Source organism: Glycomyces sp. L485 (genome assembly GCF_022548875.1).
Taxonomy (GTDB): domain Bacteria; phylum Actinomycetota; class Actinomycetes; order Mycobacteriales; family Micromonosporaceae; genus Glycomyces.
Genome location: NZ_JAKZEW010000022.1, coordinates 18,700 through 33,616, shown reverse-complemented (window position 1 = coordinate 33,616; position 14,917 = coordinate 18,700). Strand labels below are relative to the sequence as shown.

The following is a 14,917-nucleotide window of genomic DNA, read 5'->3' as shown; positions in this document are numbered from 1 at the left end:
CGTTCCGACTGGGTGAACAAGCAGGTCAAGACGATCGTTGCATGACGGTGGTTTATGACCCCGAGGGAATGGTGAGGGCCCAGTTCGAGGATCCGTCGAACGCCAACCTCGGTCGCCGTCTGGCGACCGCGGTCGGCCTCTTACTGATCGGGATCGGGGTCCGCATCCTCTACATCTGGTGGAGGGTCCGCCGCTCCAGCAAAATCAATGCCGGGCGTCGCCGCGGCCGCTAAATCCGTTGGTGCGGAATACAGGGACTGCTGAGCGGGTACTTGCTCCTGCTTCGATCTCAGCATCTGTTGCGGGAGAGCGACGAAGTGCTCACTGCGGTTTGCGCGCATAGAAGACGTGCGCGAGCACGTCGTAGCGGCGCGCGTTGCGTTCCCCGGCGGCTCCGGCGAAGACGTCCACGCCCGGCCCGACCTTGACGTCGATGAAGCCCGCGTCTTCGATCATCGACTGCCACTCCTGCCGGGACAGTCCACCGGCGATGCAGTCGGTCCACAGGTCGATGTTGCATGTCGCCTCCGGCGGGACCTGCCGGCCAACCGCGATGTCGGCGAACTGCAGTCGCCCGCCAGGGTGAAGCACCCGGAAGATCTCGGTGAACACCGCGTGCTTCTCGGCGACCAGGTTGAGCACGCCGTTGGAGACGACCACGTCAGCCCAGCCGTCCTCGATCGGCAGGTCCTCGGCGATGCCTTCGCGGAACTCCACGTTGTCGAGGCCGAGCAGGGCCGATGTCTCACGTGCCTTGGCCAGCATCTCGGGCGTCATGTCCACCCCGACCACGCTGCCTCCGGGCCCGACCAGTCGCGCGGCGACGAACGCGTCGAACCCGCTGCCGCTGCCGATGTCGACCAGCCGGTCGTCCTGGCCGAGCGGGTGGAACCCGAACGGGTTTGCCACTCCCGCGAACGACTCTACGGCGCGGTCGGGAAGTGCGTCCACCAGAGACCGGTCGTAGCCCAGCAGCGCGGCCAAGGGCCGCCCGGAGTGGAAGTGGAAGTGGCCGTCCGGGTGCCGCGCGACCTCGCGGTACTTCTCTCGCACGGACACCCGCAGCGCTTTGGGATCGACGGGCAGGCTCGTCGTTGTGTTCGTCATGATGGTCCTCCTTCATCCGTCGCCCCGGAATCCGGGACACAGTTGAGGACGATCTCGGCGCGCGCTCCATTGCGTTCGGGACGCGCCGACTCGGCGGTCAGCCGGCACGGACGGCCTTCGCGATGACGCTGGTGGCGATCCGCCGTTGCTCAGGCTCGGGCACGACGCGCTTCATCAGCTGGATCACGGCGTCGTCGAACAGGGGGTAGACGGCGACGTCGTCGATGCCGAACGGTATCCGCTCGCCCAGCTCGATCTCAGTGAACCCGGCCTTCATGAGCTTCTTGACCAGGACTTCTTCCGACAGTGCGCCTGCGATGCAGCCGGCCCACGCGGCGCTTGAGGTCAGGACTTCCGGGGGCAGATCGTCGTTGACGACGAAGTCGGCGATGCAGAGCCGGCCGCCGCCGCGCAGCACCCGGGCGGCTTCGGCCAGCGCCCGGCTCTTGCGCGGCGACAGGTTTACCACGCCGTTCGAGACGACCGCGTCCGCGCTGTCGTCGGGTAGCGGGAGATCCTCCAGCTCGCCTTGGACCGCGTCGCACCATTCGGCGACACCGGCGGTCCCCGCGGCCTGCCGGGTGCGCTCGCACATCTCGGTGAGCGTGTCCACCCCAGTTACCGTTCCGGTCGGCCCCACCTCTCGGGCGGCAAGGATCGAGTCGATGCCTCCGCCGCAGCCGAGGTCGACGATCCGCTCGCCCGGTCGCAGGGCGGCGTGCGCGACAGGGTTGCCGACGCCCAGCGACCAGTCGATCGCGTCGTCGGGGAGGCCCGCCAGTTGCTCTTCGCTGTACAGCCGCTCTGCCATGGCCCGGCCGGCACCGCCGGGCAGTCGGCCGTAGGTCGATCGGACGACATTGCGGATTTCGCTCTGGAACATTAGGTCCCTGGTCACGACGTCTCCTCCCTTGCATTCGACGGAGCTAAGTGTTCGGTTTCGGTGCGTCGAGTCCTTCGATGAATTGCTCCAGAAGTCTCTGCACGTCGTCGGGCATCTTGGGTCGGCTTCGGGTGGCCAAGGTGTTACGAATCTCTTTCGCGAACGCGGTCTCGCCGCAGCAGCGCACGCACAGCCGCAGGTGTTCCTCGATGGCGAGGCGGTCGGCCTCCTCGAGATCTCCGTCGAGGTAGGTCCATAGCCGTTCGACGACTTCGCGGCAGCGAATCATCGCGATCAGGCCTCCTTCCGCGGTGGGCGCTCGGCGCCGGCCGCCTGTTCGAGGAGTCCGGATTCGTTCGCGTACTCCCAAAGCGTTCGTTCGAAGTGCCGTCTCCCGCGGTGGAGGAGCGAGTAGACCGTCCCCGGTGGCAGGCTCAGCAGCTCGCATATCTCACCCGTGTCGAAGCCGTCCATGTATCGCAGCAGCAGGGGCACGCGGTAGCGCTCGGGAACCCGCTCCAGAACGAGGTGGATGTCCTCGGCGGAGAAGGCGCCGAGGAAGTCCACGTGCAGGGTGTCCGACCACGGCAGGGGGTCCTCGTCGGCGAGTGTCTGGTACAGCGAGAAACGTCCCGGCTCGGGGGAAGGGTCGACCAGGACCTCTTCGGGTCGGCGCCCGTCCCGTCGCAGCTGGTCGCGCCACACGTTCGTCATGATGACCCGGAGCCATTTCGGGCCCGCTTCGACGTCCTTCAGCGAGGCGAAGGAGCGGCAGGCCCGCACCATGGTGTCCTGCACCAGTTCCTCCGCTGCGGACGGGGTGTGCGTCAGATAGCGGGCGAGGGCGTAAAGGCCTGGGAGCTCGGCACGGGCGAGTTCCTGGAGTGATGTTCGATCGATTGTTCCCAGCATCCGATCCCCCGTTTCCGATGCTAGCCCGTGCCGAGGCTCCCGTAGCTCAGATGACCTGCAAGGACGTCTTCACCGGGACCGGGTTGGCGATGATGTCGCGAACCGGCGAGGTGTCCTGCACGTACCGGCACAGTTCGGTCAGCTGCTCTCGGGTCGCGTTCGGGCTCTTGACCGTGCCCTTGACCCTGATCTCGGTGAATCCGGCCCGCTCGCCGTCGAGGCCGAGGAAGCGGTGCACGTCGAGGTCGCCTTCGACCTCGTACTCCATCTGCTCGATGTCGATGCCCCGTGCGGCGGCGTTGGCCACGTATCCGACTGCGTAGCAGAAGCCCAGCGCCTGCAGCACGAGCTCGACCGCGTTGGGTCCGCGGTTGGATCCCAGCAGGACGGGCGGTTCGTCACCGTGCGTTCGGAACGGGGCGCCGCGGCTGGTGTCCTCTTGTCCGGCGTGCGTGAAGTCGCCGATTTCACCTTGGTTGTAGGTGCCTTCCTTCCAGTTGCTGGAGGCCCGGAACGTGAACGTCCCGACGGCCTCGTCGTCCTTGACGGCATCGATGGTCTGCAGCAGCTGCTCGACGTTGATGCCGTTGCGTATCGCTGTGGTGGTCATCGGACTCTCCTCCTCCGGGGGCCCGGCGCGGTCGCGACGACGGCCCCTGTCATCAAGGACGTGGACGGGGCCGGCCGCATTGCACCGCGACCGCGGCTTACTGGCCGGTAGGCGATGTCGCCCTGGCGGAGCCGTTCGATCGCCACTTCTTGCCGCTGAGTGAGGTCTCCCGGCGGACGCCGGGTGGTCGAGGTCCGGCGCGATGTTGGTCTTGAAGGGCGCATGCGTGTATGTGGCGGCGGACGATGTCCCCCGACTGCGAAGGATTCCCCTATGCCGAGCATGCCGAGCGAGCGGAACCGCCGCGGCGGCGACCCAGGAAACGAGGAACACCCCCCCGGCGAAGCCATGAGGATTGGCAGCAGGCGAACCCTCCGGTCGCCGAAGCGACGGGATTCCAGCCGGTTGGACCGGTCTTCGAAACGCCGGCTTTTCGCCATAGGCGGCGGGTCCGACACCGGCCGCCGCCTCATGCGTTCACGGAAGCGTCTCGACTACGAGGCGGGCGGACCGCGCCGTTACTTCGGCGGGAGCGTCTCGGCGAACGCCAGGCCGCGCCGGACCCAGGTGCGCAGGCGCTCATCGTCCTCGCAGGTCTCGGCCGCGACGGTTATCCAGCCCCGCATGGCGCTGCCGCGCATGATCGTCGGCGCCGCGCCCTCGTCCGTAAGGAATTCCGTGTGGTCGGCGCGGTCGACCCGCACCATGAGGCCGCCGTCGCCGCGTGCGGCGACGGCCATGTTGCCGCCCACCAGCCAGGCGAGCCCGCCGAACATCTTCTGCTCCGACAGGTCCGGCCGGTCCCCGAGGATCTCGCGGACGCGGCCGGCCAGTCTCTCGTCGTACGCCATCGGGTGATGGTCGCACGGGGGTGTGACTACATGTCGGGATCGCGGTTCCAGGTCCAGGCGTAGTCGGTGTCCTCGCAGTCCAGGGCCGCTTCGCACAGTTCGAGCGGGCGGAACGTGTCGACCATGACCGCCAGTTCGTCGAAGTAGTCGGCGCCGATGCTGCGCTCGGGGGCGCCCGGCTGCGGGCCGTGCGTGAAGCCCGACGGGTGCAGCGAGATCGAGCCCTGCTCGATGCCCGAGCCGCGCCTGGCCTCGTAGTTCCCTCCGCAGTAGAACATCACCTCGTCGGAGTCGACGTTGTGGTGGTTGTACGGGACGGGGATCGCGTCCGGGTGGTAATCCACCTTGCGCGGCACGAAGTTGCAGATCACGAAGTTCGGCCCCTGGAAGACCTGGTGCGCGGGCGGCGGCTGGTGGATGCGCCCGGTGATCGGCTCGAAGTCGTGGACGGAGAACACCCACGGGTACAGGCACCCGTCCCAGCCGACGACGTCGAACGGGTGGTGGGCGTAGGTGAACTTCGTCCAGACGGTCGACGACCCGCGGCCCCGATGCTGGACGTAGACGTCGACGTTCTCGCCGTCCGCCAACAGCGGTTCGGACGGGCTGCGCAGGTCCCTCTCGCAGTACGGGGAGTGCTCCAGGAACTGGCCCCGCACCGACAGGTAGCGCTTCGGCGGCGTGATGTGGCCCGAGGACTCGACCACGAGCGTGCGGAGCGGGTCGTCGCCGGTGGGGACGATCCGGTAGATCGTCGACATCGGGACGATCAGGTAGTCGCCCTGGGCGATGTCGAGCGCCCCGAACGAGGTCTCGACGTGCGCCGAGCCGTCCTCGACGTAGATGCATTCATCGCCGATGGCGTTGCGGTACAGGGGGGACGGCTTGTTCGAGACGGCGTAGGAGATCCGGCAGTCCGCGTTCGAGAGCAAGTGGTCGCGTCCGAGGATCGCGTCGCCCGCCCCGTTGAGCTTGTGGGTGCGCAGGTGCCTCGGTTTGAGCGGGTGGTTCGGCACCGGCTCGGCCTTCTCGGGCCGGTACTCGGTGCTGGAGCTGATCGCGGTCGGTCTGAACCGGTGGTACAGCAGCGAGGAGTCCGAGGAGAAGCCCTCCTGGCCCATGAGCTCCTCGGAGTACAGGCTCCCGTCGCTTTGGCGGAACTGCGTGTGTCGTTTGTCGGGGATCCGCCCGACGGAACGATAGAACGGCACGACGACTCCTTTGTCGGTGTGCGGGCGGGCGGGTGCGCGCGCCCGCTGCGGGTGGTCCTGCCCTGAGAATAGCGTTCACTCCGTTCCGTATCGACAACTCCGCGCCGCGGCCGTATCCTCAGGGCATGTCTGGTGCCATACCCGCGGTGCTGCGGGACCTGATCGACGACGCGGCGGTCTTCCCGCCCGGCAACGCGCCGCTGGAGGAGGCCGTCCCGGCCCACCGGGGACACCGCCAGTCCTGGTACGCGACCATGGTCGGTGCCCTCCTGATCCCGGCCAGCCGGCTGCACGACCTCGCGCCGAGCCGCACCGCCCTGCGTATAGGCGTCATCGTCGACGTCGAGCCCGAGCAGGTGTCCGAGCTGGTCGGCGCTCTCGACGAGTCGATCGCGGTCGTCCAGTACGAGTCCCGTGCGGCCCTCCACCACCTGGAGAAGGCCGCCGTGGGCTGGGGTGCGCCGATCTATGCCGAACTCCCGTTCGGCGAGGAGGGCCTCGACGCCGTCGTCGGGACCGGGTTCACACCGAAGTTCCGCACCGGCGGGCTTTTCGAGGAGTTCTTCCCGTCGCCGCGGACCCTGGCCGAGGTCATCGTCGGTTGCGCCGAGCGGGGCCTGCGGTTCAAACTCACCGCCGGGCTGCACCGCGCGATCCGGCACCGCGACCCCGAGACCGGCTTCGTCCACCACGGCTTCCTCAACGTGCTCGCCGCCTCCGCCGAGGCCTCGGCCGGGGCGCCGGTCGCCGAGGTCGCCGAACTCCTGGCCTCCACCGACACCGAGCACATCGTGCACCGGGTCCGCGCGATCCGCGACGTGCCGAGGCCGCTGTGGGTCGGCTTCGGTTCGTGCAGCATCATCGAACCGCTGCAGGAACTGACGGCACTGTCGCTGGTGACGAGAGGCGGGACCGAATCGTGAGCTGGGTCGAAGGCGCGGGCGGCAGCCCGTACGGCGTACACCATCTGCCCTACGGGGTCTTCTCGACCAGGAAGGACCCGCATCCGCGACTCGGCGTCCGCATCGGCGACTTCGTGCTGGACCTGCGGGGCCTGGCGGCCGGGCCGTTCTTCCTGCCGTGGATCCGCCCCGTGTTCCACGCTCCCGACCTGGGCGAGTTCATGGCCGCCGGCCCGCCGGCGTGGCGGACGGTGCGCCTCCAGCTCATCGAGCTGCTCATCGACGACGTCTACCGCGACCGGTATCGGCACCTGCTCGTCCCGGTCGACAAGGTGCGGATGCACCTGCCGTTCGCCGTCGCCGACTTCGTCGACTTCTACGCCTCGGAGCACCACGCCTCCAATCTCGGGAAGATGTTCAGGCCAGGCAGTGAACCGCTGCTGCCCAACTGGAAGCGGCTGCCGGTCGGCTACCACGGGCGGGCGGGGACGGTCGTCGCCTCCGGAACGCCGATCACCAGGCCCGCAGGGCAGTACAAGAGGGCGGACGGCGAGATCGAGGTCGGCCCGAGCCGCAGGCTCGACATCGAGGCCGAGATCGGTTTCGTCGTCGGCGTCCCGACGGAGCTGGGGACCGCGGTCGGTCCGGACGACTTCGCCGACCACGTCTTCGGGGCGGTCCTGGTCAACGACTGGTCGGCTCGCGACATCCAGGCCTGGGAGTACCAGCCGCTCGGCCCGTTCCTCGGCAAGTCGTTCGCGACCTCGATCAGTCATTGGGTGACGCCGCTGGAGGCACTGGCCTGGGCCAAGACCGCCGCGCCGGAGCAGGACCCGGCACCGCTGGAGTACCTGAAGGAATCCGAGCGGTTCTCCTACGACATTACGATGTCGGTGTCGCTCAACGGCATCGAGCTGTCCAAGCCGCCGTTCGCCGGGATGTACTGGACGCCCGCCCAGCAGCTCGCGCACATGACCGTGAACGGCGCCGGCCTGCGAACCGGCGACCTGTTCGCCTCCGGCACCGTCTCGGGCCCGGAGAAGCGCCAGTGGGGGAGCTTCCAGGAACTCACCTGGGGAGGGACCGAGCCGCTCGAACTCGGTGACGGCGCGGCCCACACGTTCCTCGAAGACGGCGACACCGTCACGATCACCGCCACCGCACCGGGCGCGAACGGCGAGGTAGTCGGCCTGGGAGAGGTCACCGGCTCGATCCTATAGAATATTTCCTATATCCTATAGGATTTTGACTGGAGGTCCGCCGCCTCCGCCACCAGCGGGAGCGTCCGGTGAGGTATCTGCTCGGCCAGGGCGATCACCGTGGACGCCCGCATCACGCCCTCGCACGCCAAGACCCTATCGATCACGCCCTGGAGCTCGGCGTTCGTGCGTGCGACGATCCGGCACAGCAGGTCGCCGGTCCCCGAGACCGTATGCGCCTCCAGCACCTCGGGCACGCCCGTGAGCTCCCTGGCGACCGCGTCGTGGCCGATGGCCTGGCGCAGCTCCAAGGTCACGAACGCCATCACCGGATAGCCCAGCGCCGCCGGGTCGAGGCGCGGCCCGAAACCGCGGATGACGCCGCGTGCGGCGAGCTTGTCCATGCGCGCCTGCACCGTTCCGCGCGCGACGCCGAGTCGGCGCGAGCATTCGAGGACCCCGATGCGAGGTTCGTCCTCCAGCAGGGCGATGAGTCGGGCGTCGAGCGCGTCGATCGGTGAATCGCTGGTCATATTGACCAGTGTATGCACCCTCAGGCAGGGCTATATGTGCAAGATGCGCACCTTCTCGGCCGCGACTTGCCCACCCGCGGCGAGGCGACGATGATCAAGGCCACAGCCCTATGAGCGATTCTGAGGAGACGGCCATGCTCGACATCGCAGACACCGAAGCCCGACTGGTCGGAGCCGTCGAGCACGACATCCGCGAAGACGACTTCCCCATCATGGGCTGGGACCACCTCAGGTTCTACGTGGGCAACGCCAAGCAGGCCGCCCACTACTACTCCACCGCCTTCGGCATGGCCTGCGTCGCCTACCGCGGCCCCGAGCAGGGATTCCGCGAGCACGCCGAGTACGTGCTCCGGTCCGGCGCCGTCACGTTCGTGCTCGCCGGCGGCATCACCGCAGACTCGCCCGCCACCAGGCACCACGCCGCCCACGGCGACGGCGTCATCGAGGTCGCCCTCGAAGTGCCCGATGTCGACGAGAACTACCGCTTCGCGGTCAAGCAGGGAGCCATCTCCATCGAAGAGCCGCACGACCTCACCGACGAGCACGGCACCGTCCGCCGCGCCGTCATCGGCACCTACGGCGAGACCCGCAACGTCCTGATCGACCGCTCGGACTACACCGGACCGTTCCTGCCCGGCTTCGTCGCCCGCGGGCCCATCGTCGACCGCTCGCCGCTCGTCGCCGGCGGCCTGGAGCCCAAGCGGTTCTTCCAGGCGATCGACCACGTCGTCGGCAACGTCGAGCTCGGCAAGATGCGCGAATGGGTCTCCTACTACGAGCGCGTCATGGGCTTCACGAACATCGTCGAGTTCGTCGACGACGCGATCGCCACCGAGTACTCGGCGCTCATGAGCAAGGTCGTCGCGAACGGCACCCGCAAGGTCAAGTTCCCGATCAACGAGCCCGCGCCGGGCAAGAAGAAGTCCCAGATCGACGAGTACCTGGAGTTCTACGGCAGTCCCGGCGTCCAGCACATCGCGCTGGCCACGAACGACATCATCGCCGCGGTCGACGCCATGCGCGCGAACGGCGTCGAGTTCCTCGAAGCGCCGGACGCCTATTACGACGATCCCGAGCTGCGCGACCGCATCGGCACCGTCCGCGTCCCGATCGAGCAGCTCAAACAGCGCCGCGTCCTGGTCGACCGGGACGAGGACGGCTACATGCTGCAGATCTTCACCAAACCGCAGCAGGACCGCCCGACGATGTTCTACGAGATCATCGAGCGGCACGGCTCGCTGAGCTTCGGCAAGGGCAACTTCAAGGCCTTGTTCGAGGCCCTGGAGAAGGAGCAGGCCAGGCGCGGGAACCTCTGAGGGCGCGGCGGTTCCGCGCACGAAAGCAGGTGTTGCCCGGAGGCCGCCGGGAAATCTGCAAGACTGGCGACGAGAACGAAGGCGGTCCGAATGCGCGCACCACACGGCACAAGCCTGCACTGCAAGAACTGGCAGGCCGAGGCGGCCTGGCGGATGCTTCAGAACAACCTCGACCCGGAGGTGGCCGAGAGGCCCGACGACCTTGTCGTCTACGGCGGCACCGGGAAGGCCGCGCGGAGCCGCGACGACCTGGAGACGATCCTGCGGACGCTCGGGACCCTCGAGGCGGATGAGACGATGCTCGTCCAGTCCGGCCGCGCGGTCGGCGTCATGCGCACCCACGAGTGGGCGCCGCGCGTGCTGCTGGCGAACTCGAACCTCGTCGGCGACTGGGCCGACTGGCCCGAGTTCCGGCGTCTCGAAGCGGCCGGGCTGACCATGTACGGCCAGATGACGGCCGGTTCGTGGATCTACATCGGCACCCAGGGGATCCTTCAGGGCACCTACGAGACGTTCGCCGCGGTCGCCGCGAAGCGCTTCGGGGGGTCCCTGCGGGGCACGCTGACGCTCACGGCCGGCTGCGGCGGGATGGGCGGGGCCCAACCGCTCGCCGTCACCATGAACGACGGCGTCTGCCTCATCATCGACGTCGACCCCGACAAGCTGCGTCGCAGAGTCGAGCAGCGCTACCTCGACACGATCGCCGAGGATATCGATCAAGCGATAAAAACGGCGCTGGCCGCGAAGCGTGCCGGCGAGGCGGCCTCGATCGGCCTGGTCGGCAACGCCGCCACGCTCGTCCCCGAGTTCCTCGCCCGCGACGTCGAGGTCGACATCGTCACCGACCAGACCTCTGCGCACGACCCGCTCGCCTACATCCCCGAGGGAATCGACTACCGCGACGCGCCCGCGCTCGCCCGAGAGAACCCCGACTCGTTCACCGAAGGCGCCCGCGCTTCGATGGCCAAGCATGTCGAGGCCATGGTCGGCTTCCTCGACGCCGGCGTCGAGGTCTTCGACTACGGCAACTCGATCCGCGGCGAGGCCCTCGCCGGCGGCTTCGAACGCGCCTTCGCCTTCCCCGGATTCGTCCCCGCCTACATCCGGCCCCTGTTCTGCGAGGGCAAGGGCCCCTTCCGGTGGGCCGCGCTCTCGGGCGACCCCGCCGACATCGCCCGCACCGACGAGGCGGTGCTCGACCTGTTCCCCGAGAACCGGTCGCTGGCGCGCTGGATCTCCCTCGCCCGCGAACGCGTCGCCTTCCAGGGCCTGCCGGCCCGTATCTGCTGGCTCGGCCACGGCGAAAGGGACCGGGCGGGGGCACGGTTCAACGAGATGGTCGCCGACGGGACCCTCAAGGCGCCCGTAGTCATCGGCCGCGACCACCTCGACTGCGGTTCGGTCGCCAGCCCCTACCGCGAGACCGAGGCCATGAAGGACGGCTCCGACGCGATCGCCGACTGGCCGCTGCTCAACGCCATGGTCAACACCGCCTCGGGCGCCAGCTGGGTGAGCATCCACCACGGCGGCGGCGTCGGCATGGGGCGGTCTCTGCACGCCGGACAGGTCAGCGTCGCCGACGGCACACCGCTCGCCGCCGAGAAGCTCGCTCGGGTCCTGTCCAACGACCCGGCGACGGGCGTCATCCGCCACGTCGACGCCGGATACGAGGCGGCCGATCGGGTAGCCGAGGACCACGGGATCAGGATCCCGTCCAAAGAAGCGTGAGCACCGAGGAGGGAAGCGATGGACGCCGCCGGGTTCAGGGAGCTGTGGGGCGATTTCGAACCGATCGGGCGGTCCCCGGAGGGCGGGTATCTGCGCTACTCATGGACCGAGACCGACCTGGAGTGCCGCAACTGGTTCCGAGCCCAGGCCGAGAAACGGAACCTGGAGGTCGAGACCGACCGGAACGGTAACCTCTACGCCTGGTGGGGCGACCGCCACGCCGGTGACGCGGTGCTGACCGGCAGCCACTTCGACTCGGTCCCGCACGGCGGCGCCTACGACGGCCCTCTCGGCATCGTCTCGGCGTTCCTCGCCGTCGACGAGCTGCGCGCGAGCGGCGCGAAACGGCGCCACCCCATCGGCATCGTCGCGTTCTCCGAAGAGGAGGGTGGACGGTTCGGTGTCCCGTGCGTCGGCACCCGCCTCATGACCGGCGCGCTCGACGCGGACCGGGCCCGCGACCTCACCGATTCGGACGGCGTCACGCTCGCCGAGGCCATGGACTCCTTGAACGCCGACCCGAGCGTCCTCGGCCCCGACCCCGAGCGCCTCCGCCAGATCGGCGTGTTCGTCGAACTCCACATCGAGCAGGGCCGCGCCCTCGACGCCGAGGACGCGCCCGTCGGCGTAGCCACTGCGATCTGGCCGCACGGACGCTGGCGGTTCACGTTCACCGGCGAGGCCAACCACGCGGGTACGACGCGACTTCCCGACCGGTCCGACCCGATGCTGACCGCGGCGTTCATGATCCTCGCCGCCCGCAAGGAAGCGCGGCTCGCCGGAGGCGTCGCCACGGTCGGTCGCATCGAGTCCGATCCGGGGGCCGCCAACGTGATCGCCGGGAAGGTCCACGCCTGGCTGGACGCCCGCGCCCCCGACGAGGCGGTGCTCAACGCGATACTCGAAGGAATCGAGTCCAAGGTGTCCGAACGGGCCGGGCGCGACGGCACCCAGGTGGGATCGCGGGCCGAATCCGAGACGCCCGTGGTCGAGTTCGACGCCGCGCTGCGCGACCGGATCGCGTCGCTGCTGGGAGGCGTCCCGGTACTGCCGACCGGCGCCGGCCACGACGCGGGCGTCGTCTCCGCGCACGTGCCGACCGCGATGCTGTTCGTGCGCAACCGCACCGGCATCTCGCACGCCCCCTCGGAGACGGCCGACGACGAAGACTGCGCCGCCGGCGTCGACGCGCTCGCGGCCGTACTGCGGGAGCTGGCGTGCTGACCTACTGGGCCGAGCGTGCCTGGCTCGATTCGGGTCCGGCCGAGGCGGTCGCGGTCGAGGTCGACGGGGACCGCATCCGCTCGGTCACCGCCGGAGCCGCACGCCGCGGCACGGTCCTGCGGGGCCTGACCATCCCGGGCCTGGCCGATGCCCACTCGCACGCCTTCCACCGCGCGCTGCGCGGGCGCACCCACGATGAGAGCGGCAACTTCTGGAACTGGAGAAAGGGCATGTACGCCCTGGCCGAACGCCTCGACCCCGACTCGTACTACCGGCTCGCCAGGGGCGTCTACGCCGAGATGGCCCTCGCCGGGATCACGTGCGTGGGGGAGTTCCACTACGTTCACCACGCCCCGGGCGGCCGCCCGTACGACGACCCGAACGCGATGGGCCACGCGCTCATCGCCGCCGCGGCCGATGCGGGAATCCGCATCACACTGCTCGACACGCTCTACCTCTCCGGAGGCTTCGGCGAACCGCTCGAAGGACCGCAGCGGCGCTTCGGCGACGGCAGCCTCGAAGCGTGGATGAACCGCGTCGACAAGATCGCGACCGGCGCACTCGGCCTGACCGGCACGGCCGTCCACTCGGTCCGCGCGGTTCCCGACGCCGCGATCGAGGCCCTCGCCGGATCCACCGAGGGCCGGCCAGTCCACGTCCACGTCTCCGAGCAGCGCGCCGAGAACGAGGCATGCCGCGCCGAGCACGGATGCAGCCCGACGCAGCTGCTCGAAGACTGCGGCCTGCTCGGCCCCGGCACGACCGCCGTCCACGCCACCCACCCGACCAACAACGACCTCGAACTGCTGCGCCGGTCCGGGACGACCGTATGCCTGTGCCCGACCACCGAACGGGACCTCGCCGACGGCATCGGCCCGGCCTACGCCATGGCCGAGTCCGGCATACCGCTGTCGCTCGGCACCGACGCGAACGCCGTCATCGACATGTTCGAGGAGGCCCGCGCCCTTGAGATGCACGAACGGCTCGTCTCCGGCCAGCGCGGCCGCTTCACGAGCGCCGAACTGTTGGCCGCCGCCACCGGCCACGACAGCCTCGGCTGGAACGACGCCGGACGCATCGCCCCGGGCCGGCGAGCCGACCTCGTCACCGTCGCGCTCGATACGCCCCGCACCGCAGGATGCGCGCCCTCCGGAATCCTGTACGCCGCCACCGCCGCCGACATCACCGACGTCGTCTCCGGCGGCCGCCGCATCGTCGCCGAGGGCCGCCACACCGCGATCGACGCCGCCGCCGAACTGGCCGAAGCGATCGAGGAGGCGTGGGCATGAGTCTCTTGATCGACAACATCGGTGAGTTGTTCACCGCCACCGAAGAACACGGCATCCGCAACGACGCCGCCCTCGTCGTCGACGGCGGCGCCGTCGCCTGGATCGGCGCCAGAGCCGACGCGCCCGTCGCCGACCAACGCCTCGACGCCGCGGGCGGGGCCGTCATCCCCGGGTTCGTCGACAGCCACTCCCACATCGTCTTCGGCGGCGACCGCGCCGCCGAGTTCGCCGCCCGCATGAGCGGCGAGTCCTATACCGGCGGCGGCATACGCACCACCGTCGCCGCCACCCGCCGCGCCGGCGACGACGAACTGCGCGCCACCTGCGCGCGACTCGCAACCGAGATGCTCCGCCAGGGAACGACCACAGTGGAGATAAAGTCGGGCTACGGGCTCACCGTCGCCGATGAGGAGCGGCAACTGCGCATCGCCCGCGAACTCACCACCGAGACGACCTTCCTCGGCGCCCACACGGTCCCGGCCGCCGCCGACGCCGACGCGTACGTCGAGCTCGTGTGCGGCGAGATGCTCACCGCCTGCGCCCCGCACGCCAGATGGGTCGACGTGTTCTGCGAGCGCGGCGCCTTCGACGGCGACCAAGCCCGCGAGGTCCTCACCGCCGGAATCAAAGCCGGGCTCGCGCCGCGCGTCCACGCCAATCAGCTCACCGAAGGACCGGGCGTGCAGCTGGCGGTGGAACTCGGGGCGGCCTCGGCCGACCACTGCACCCACCTGTCGGACAGCGATGTCCAGGCACTGGCTGGCGGCGAGACGGTCGCGACCCTCCTGCCAGGCGCCGAGTTCTCGACGAAGTCGCCCTACCCGGACGCGCGCCGGCTCATCCGAGCCGGGGCGACCGTCGCGCTCGCCACCGACTGCAATCCGGGCTCCTCCTTCACCAGCAGCATGGCCTTCTGCATCGCCCTCGCCGTCCGGGAGATGGGCATGACCCCCGCCGAAGCCGTCACCGCCGCCACCCTCGGAGGGTCGAAAGCCCTGCACCGCGGCGACATCGGGCGCATCGCACTCGGCGCCCGCGCCGACGTGGTGGTCCTCGCCGCGCCCTCCCACGTGCATCTGGCCTACCGGCCCGGCACGCCCCTGGTCAAAGCCGTCGTACTCGGCGGCACCATCGCGCATCTGGAGCCATGAC

Annotated in this window: 16 protein-coding genes; 8 read left to right on the top strand and 8 right to left on the bottom strand. The window is 69.3% G+C overall.

The window, feature by feature from the left end:
* Positions 1–233, top strand: a 233-nt coding sequence (locus L0U85_RS12430) for a hypothetical protein (protein ID WP_241378080.1), incomplete at its 5' end; no start/stop codon positions are given.
* Positions 234–321: 88 nt separating this feature from the next.
* On the opposite strand, the gene L0U85_RS12425 is transcribed toward L0U85_RS12430, so the two are convergent.
* From L0U85_RS12425 to L0U85_RS12395, 7 genes are all read right to left on the bottom strand, one after another.
* Complete coding sequence (locus tag L0U85_RS12425) at positions 322–1,107, bottom strand: methyltransferase domain-containing protein (RefSeq protein WP_241378079.1); 786 nt, start codon at positions 1,105–1,107, stop codon at positions 322–324.
* Between the two features lie 97 nt (positions 1,108–1,204).
* Complete coding sequence (locus L0U85_RS12420; protein ID WP_241378078.1) at positions 1,205–2,005, bottom strand: methyltransferase domain-containing protein; 801 nt, start codon at positions 2,003–2,005, stop codon at positions 1,205–1,207.
* 28 nt (positions 2,006–2,033) lie between these two features.
* On the bottom strand, positions 2,034–2,279 hold the full coding sequence (locus L0U85_RS12415) for a zf-HC2 domain-containing protein (protein ID WP_241378077.1): 246 nt from the start codon (positions 2,277–2,279) through the stop codon (positions 2,034–2,036).
* A 5-nt stretch (positions 2,280–2,284) separates the two neighbouring features.
* Positions 2,285–2,902 (bottom strand): RNA polymerase sigma factor, encoded by a 618-nt coding sequence (locus L0U85_RS12410; protein ID WP_241378076.1) that lies wholly within the window; start codon positions 2,900–2,902, stop codon positions 2,285–2,287.
* 46 nt (positions 2,903–2,948) lie between these two features.
* Positions 2,949–3,512 (bottom strand): OsmC family protein, encoded by a 564-nt coding sequence (locus L0U85_RS12405; RefSeq protein ID WP_241378075.1) that lies wholly within the window; start codon positions 3,510–3,512, stop codon positions 2,949–2,951.
* Between the two features lie 518 nt (positions 3,513–4,030).
* Positions 4,031–4,363: a TfoX/Sxy family protein gene (locus L0U85_RS12400; RefSeq protein WP_241378074.1), complete on the bottom strand. Its 333-nt coding sequence runs from the start codon at positions 4,361–4,363 to the stop codon at positions 4,031–4,033.
* 26 nt (positions 4,364–4,389) lie between these two features.
* Entirely contained in the window at positions 4,390–5,574 is a 1,185-nt protein-coding gene (locus tag L0U85_RS12395) for a homogentisate 1,2-dioxygenase domain-containing protein (protein WP_241378073.1), read from the bottom strand.
* Between the two features lie 125 nt (positions 5,575–5,699).
* Here L0U85_RS12395 and L0U85_RS12390 point away from each other — a divergent pair, with 125 nt between their 5' ends.
* Together L0U85_RS12390 and fahA are read left to right on the top strand one after the other, a co-directional pair.
* Entirely contained in the window at positions 5,700–6,497 is a 798-nt protein-coding gene (locus tag L0U85_RS12390) for a hypothetical protein (protein ID WP_241378072.1), read from the top strand.
* Complete coding sequence (gene fahA / locus L0U85_RS12385; protein ID WP_241378071.1) at positions 6,494–7,696, top strand: fumarylacetoacetase; 1,203 nt, start codon at positions 6,494–6,496, stop codon at positions 7,694–7,696. Before L0U85_RS12390 ends, fahA begins: the two co-directional genes overlap by 4 nt.
* 8 nt (positions 7,697–7,704) lie before the next feature.
* On the opposite strand, the gene L0U85_RS12380 is transcribed toward fahA, so the two are convergent.
* The gene (locus tag L0U85_RS12380) at positions 7,705–8,208 is read right to left on the bottom strand and encodes an Lrp/AsnC family transcriptional regulator (RefSeq protein WP_241378070.1); all 504 of its coding nucleotides are present in this window, start codon (positions 8,206–8,208) and stop codon (positions 7,705–7,707) included.
* Between the two features lie 134 nt (positions 8,209–8,342).
* Here L0U85_RS12380 and hppD point away from each other — a divergent pair, with 134 nt between their 5' ends.
* The 5 genes from hppD to hutI all read left to right on the top strand — a co-directional run bounded on the left by hppD (position 8,343) and on the right by hutI (position 14,916).
* The gene (gene hppD, locus L0U85_RS12375) at positions 8,343–9,524 is read left to right on the top strand and encodes a 4-hydroxyphenylpyruvate dioxygenase (protein WP_241378069.1); all 1,182 of its coding nucleotides are present in this window, start codon (positions 8,343–8,345) and stop codon (positions 9,522–9,524) included.
* Between the two features lie 90 nt (positions 9,525–9,614).
* Positions 9,615–11,252, top strand: coding sequence for a urocanate hydratase (hutU, locus tag L0U85_RS12370; RefSeq protein WP_241378068.1), 1,638 nt, complete (start codon positions 9,615–9,617; stop codon positions 11,250–11,252).
* A gap of 18 nt (positions 11,253–11,270) precedes the next feature.
* Positions 11,271–12,476 (top strand): allantoate amidohydrolase, encoded by a 1,206-nt coding sequence (locus L0U85_RS12365; RefSeq protein WP_241378067.1) that lies wholly within the window; start codon positions 11,271–11,273, stop codon positions 12,474–12,476.
* Positions 12,470–13,765, top strand: coding sequence for a formimidoylglutamate deiminase (locus tag L0U85_RS12360; RefSeq protein ID WP_241378066.1), 1,296 nt, complete (start codon positions 12,470–12,472; stop codon positions 13,763–13,765). The genes L0U85_RS12365 and L0U85_RS12360 overlap by 7 nt, the downstream gene beginning before the upstream one ends.
* Positions 13,762–14,916: an imidazolonepropionase gene (hutI, locus tag L0U85_RS12355; protein ID WP_241378065.1), complete on the top strand. Its 1,155-nt coding sequence runs from the start codon at positions 13,762–13,764 to the stop codon at positions 14,914–14,916. The genes L0U85_RS12360 and hutI overlap by 4 nt, the downstream gene beginning before the upstream one ends.
* The last annotated feature ends 1 nt before the right edge of the window (position 14,917 follow it).

What these genes read in the sequence shown, in the direction of transcription:
- L0U85_RS12400 (WP_241378074.1), bottom strand. Translation starts at nt 4,363, where the DNA reads ATGGCGTACGACGAGAGACTGGCCGGCCGCGTCCGCGAGATCCTCGGG.
- hutI (WP_241378065.1), top strand. Translation starts at nt 13,762, where the DNA reads ATGAGTCTCTTGATCGACAACATCGGTGAGTTGTTCACCGCCACCGAA.
- L0U85_RS12415 (WP_241378077.1), bottom strand. Translation starts at nt 2,279, where the DNA reads ATGATTCGCTGCCGCGAAGTCGTCGAACGGCTATGGACCTACCTCGAC.
- L0U85_RS12425 (WP_241378079.1), bottom strand. Translation starts at nt 1,107, where the DNA reads ATGACGAACACAACGACGAGCCTGCCCGTCGATCCCAAAGCGCTGCGG.
- hutU (WP_241378068.1), top strand. Translation starts at nt 9,615, where the DNA reads ATGCGCGCACCACACGGCACAAGCCTGCACTGCAAGAACTGGCAGGCC.
- L0U85_RS12410 (WP_241378076.1), bottom strand. Translation starts at nt 2,902, where the DNA reads ATGCTGGGAACAATCGATCGAACATCACTCCAGGAACTCGCCCGTGCC.
- L0U85_RS12380 (WP_241378070.1), bottom strand. Translation starts at nt 8,208, where the DNA reads ATGACCAGCGATTCACCGATCGACGCGCTCGACGCCCGACTCATCGCC.
- L0U85_RS12365 (WP_241378067.1), top strand. Translation starts at nt 11,271, where the DNA reads ATGGACGCCGCCGGGTTCAGGGAGCTGTGGGGCGATTTCGAACCGATC.
- L0U85_RS12405 (WP_241378075.1), bottom strand. Translation starts at nt 3,512, where the DNA reads ATGACCACCACAGCGATACGCAACGGCATCAACGTCGAGCAGCTGCTG.
- L0U85_RS12390 (WP_241378072.1), top strand. Translation starts at nt 5,700, where the DNA reads ATGTCTGGTGCCATACCCGCGGTGCTGCGGGACCTGATCGACGACGCG.
- hppD (WP_241378069.1), top strand. Translation starts at nt 8,343, where the DNA reads ATGCTCGACATCGCAGACACCGAAGCCCGACTGGTCGGAGCCGTCGAG.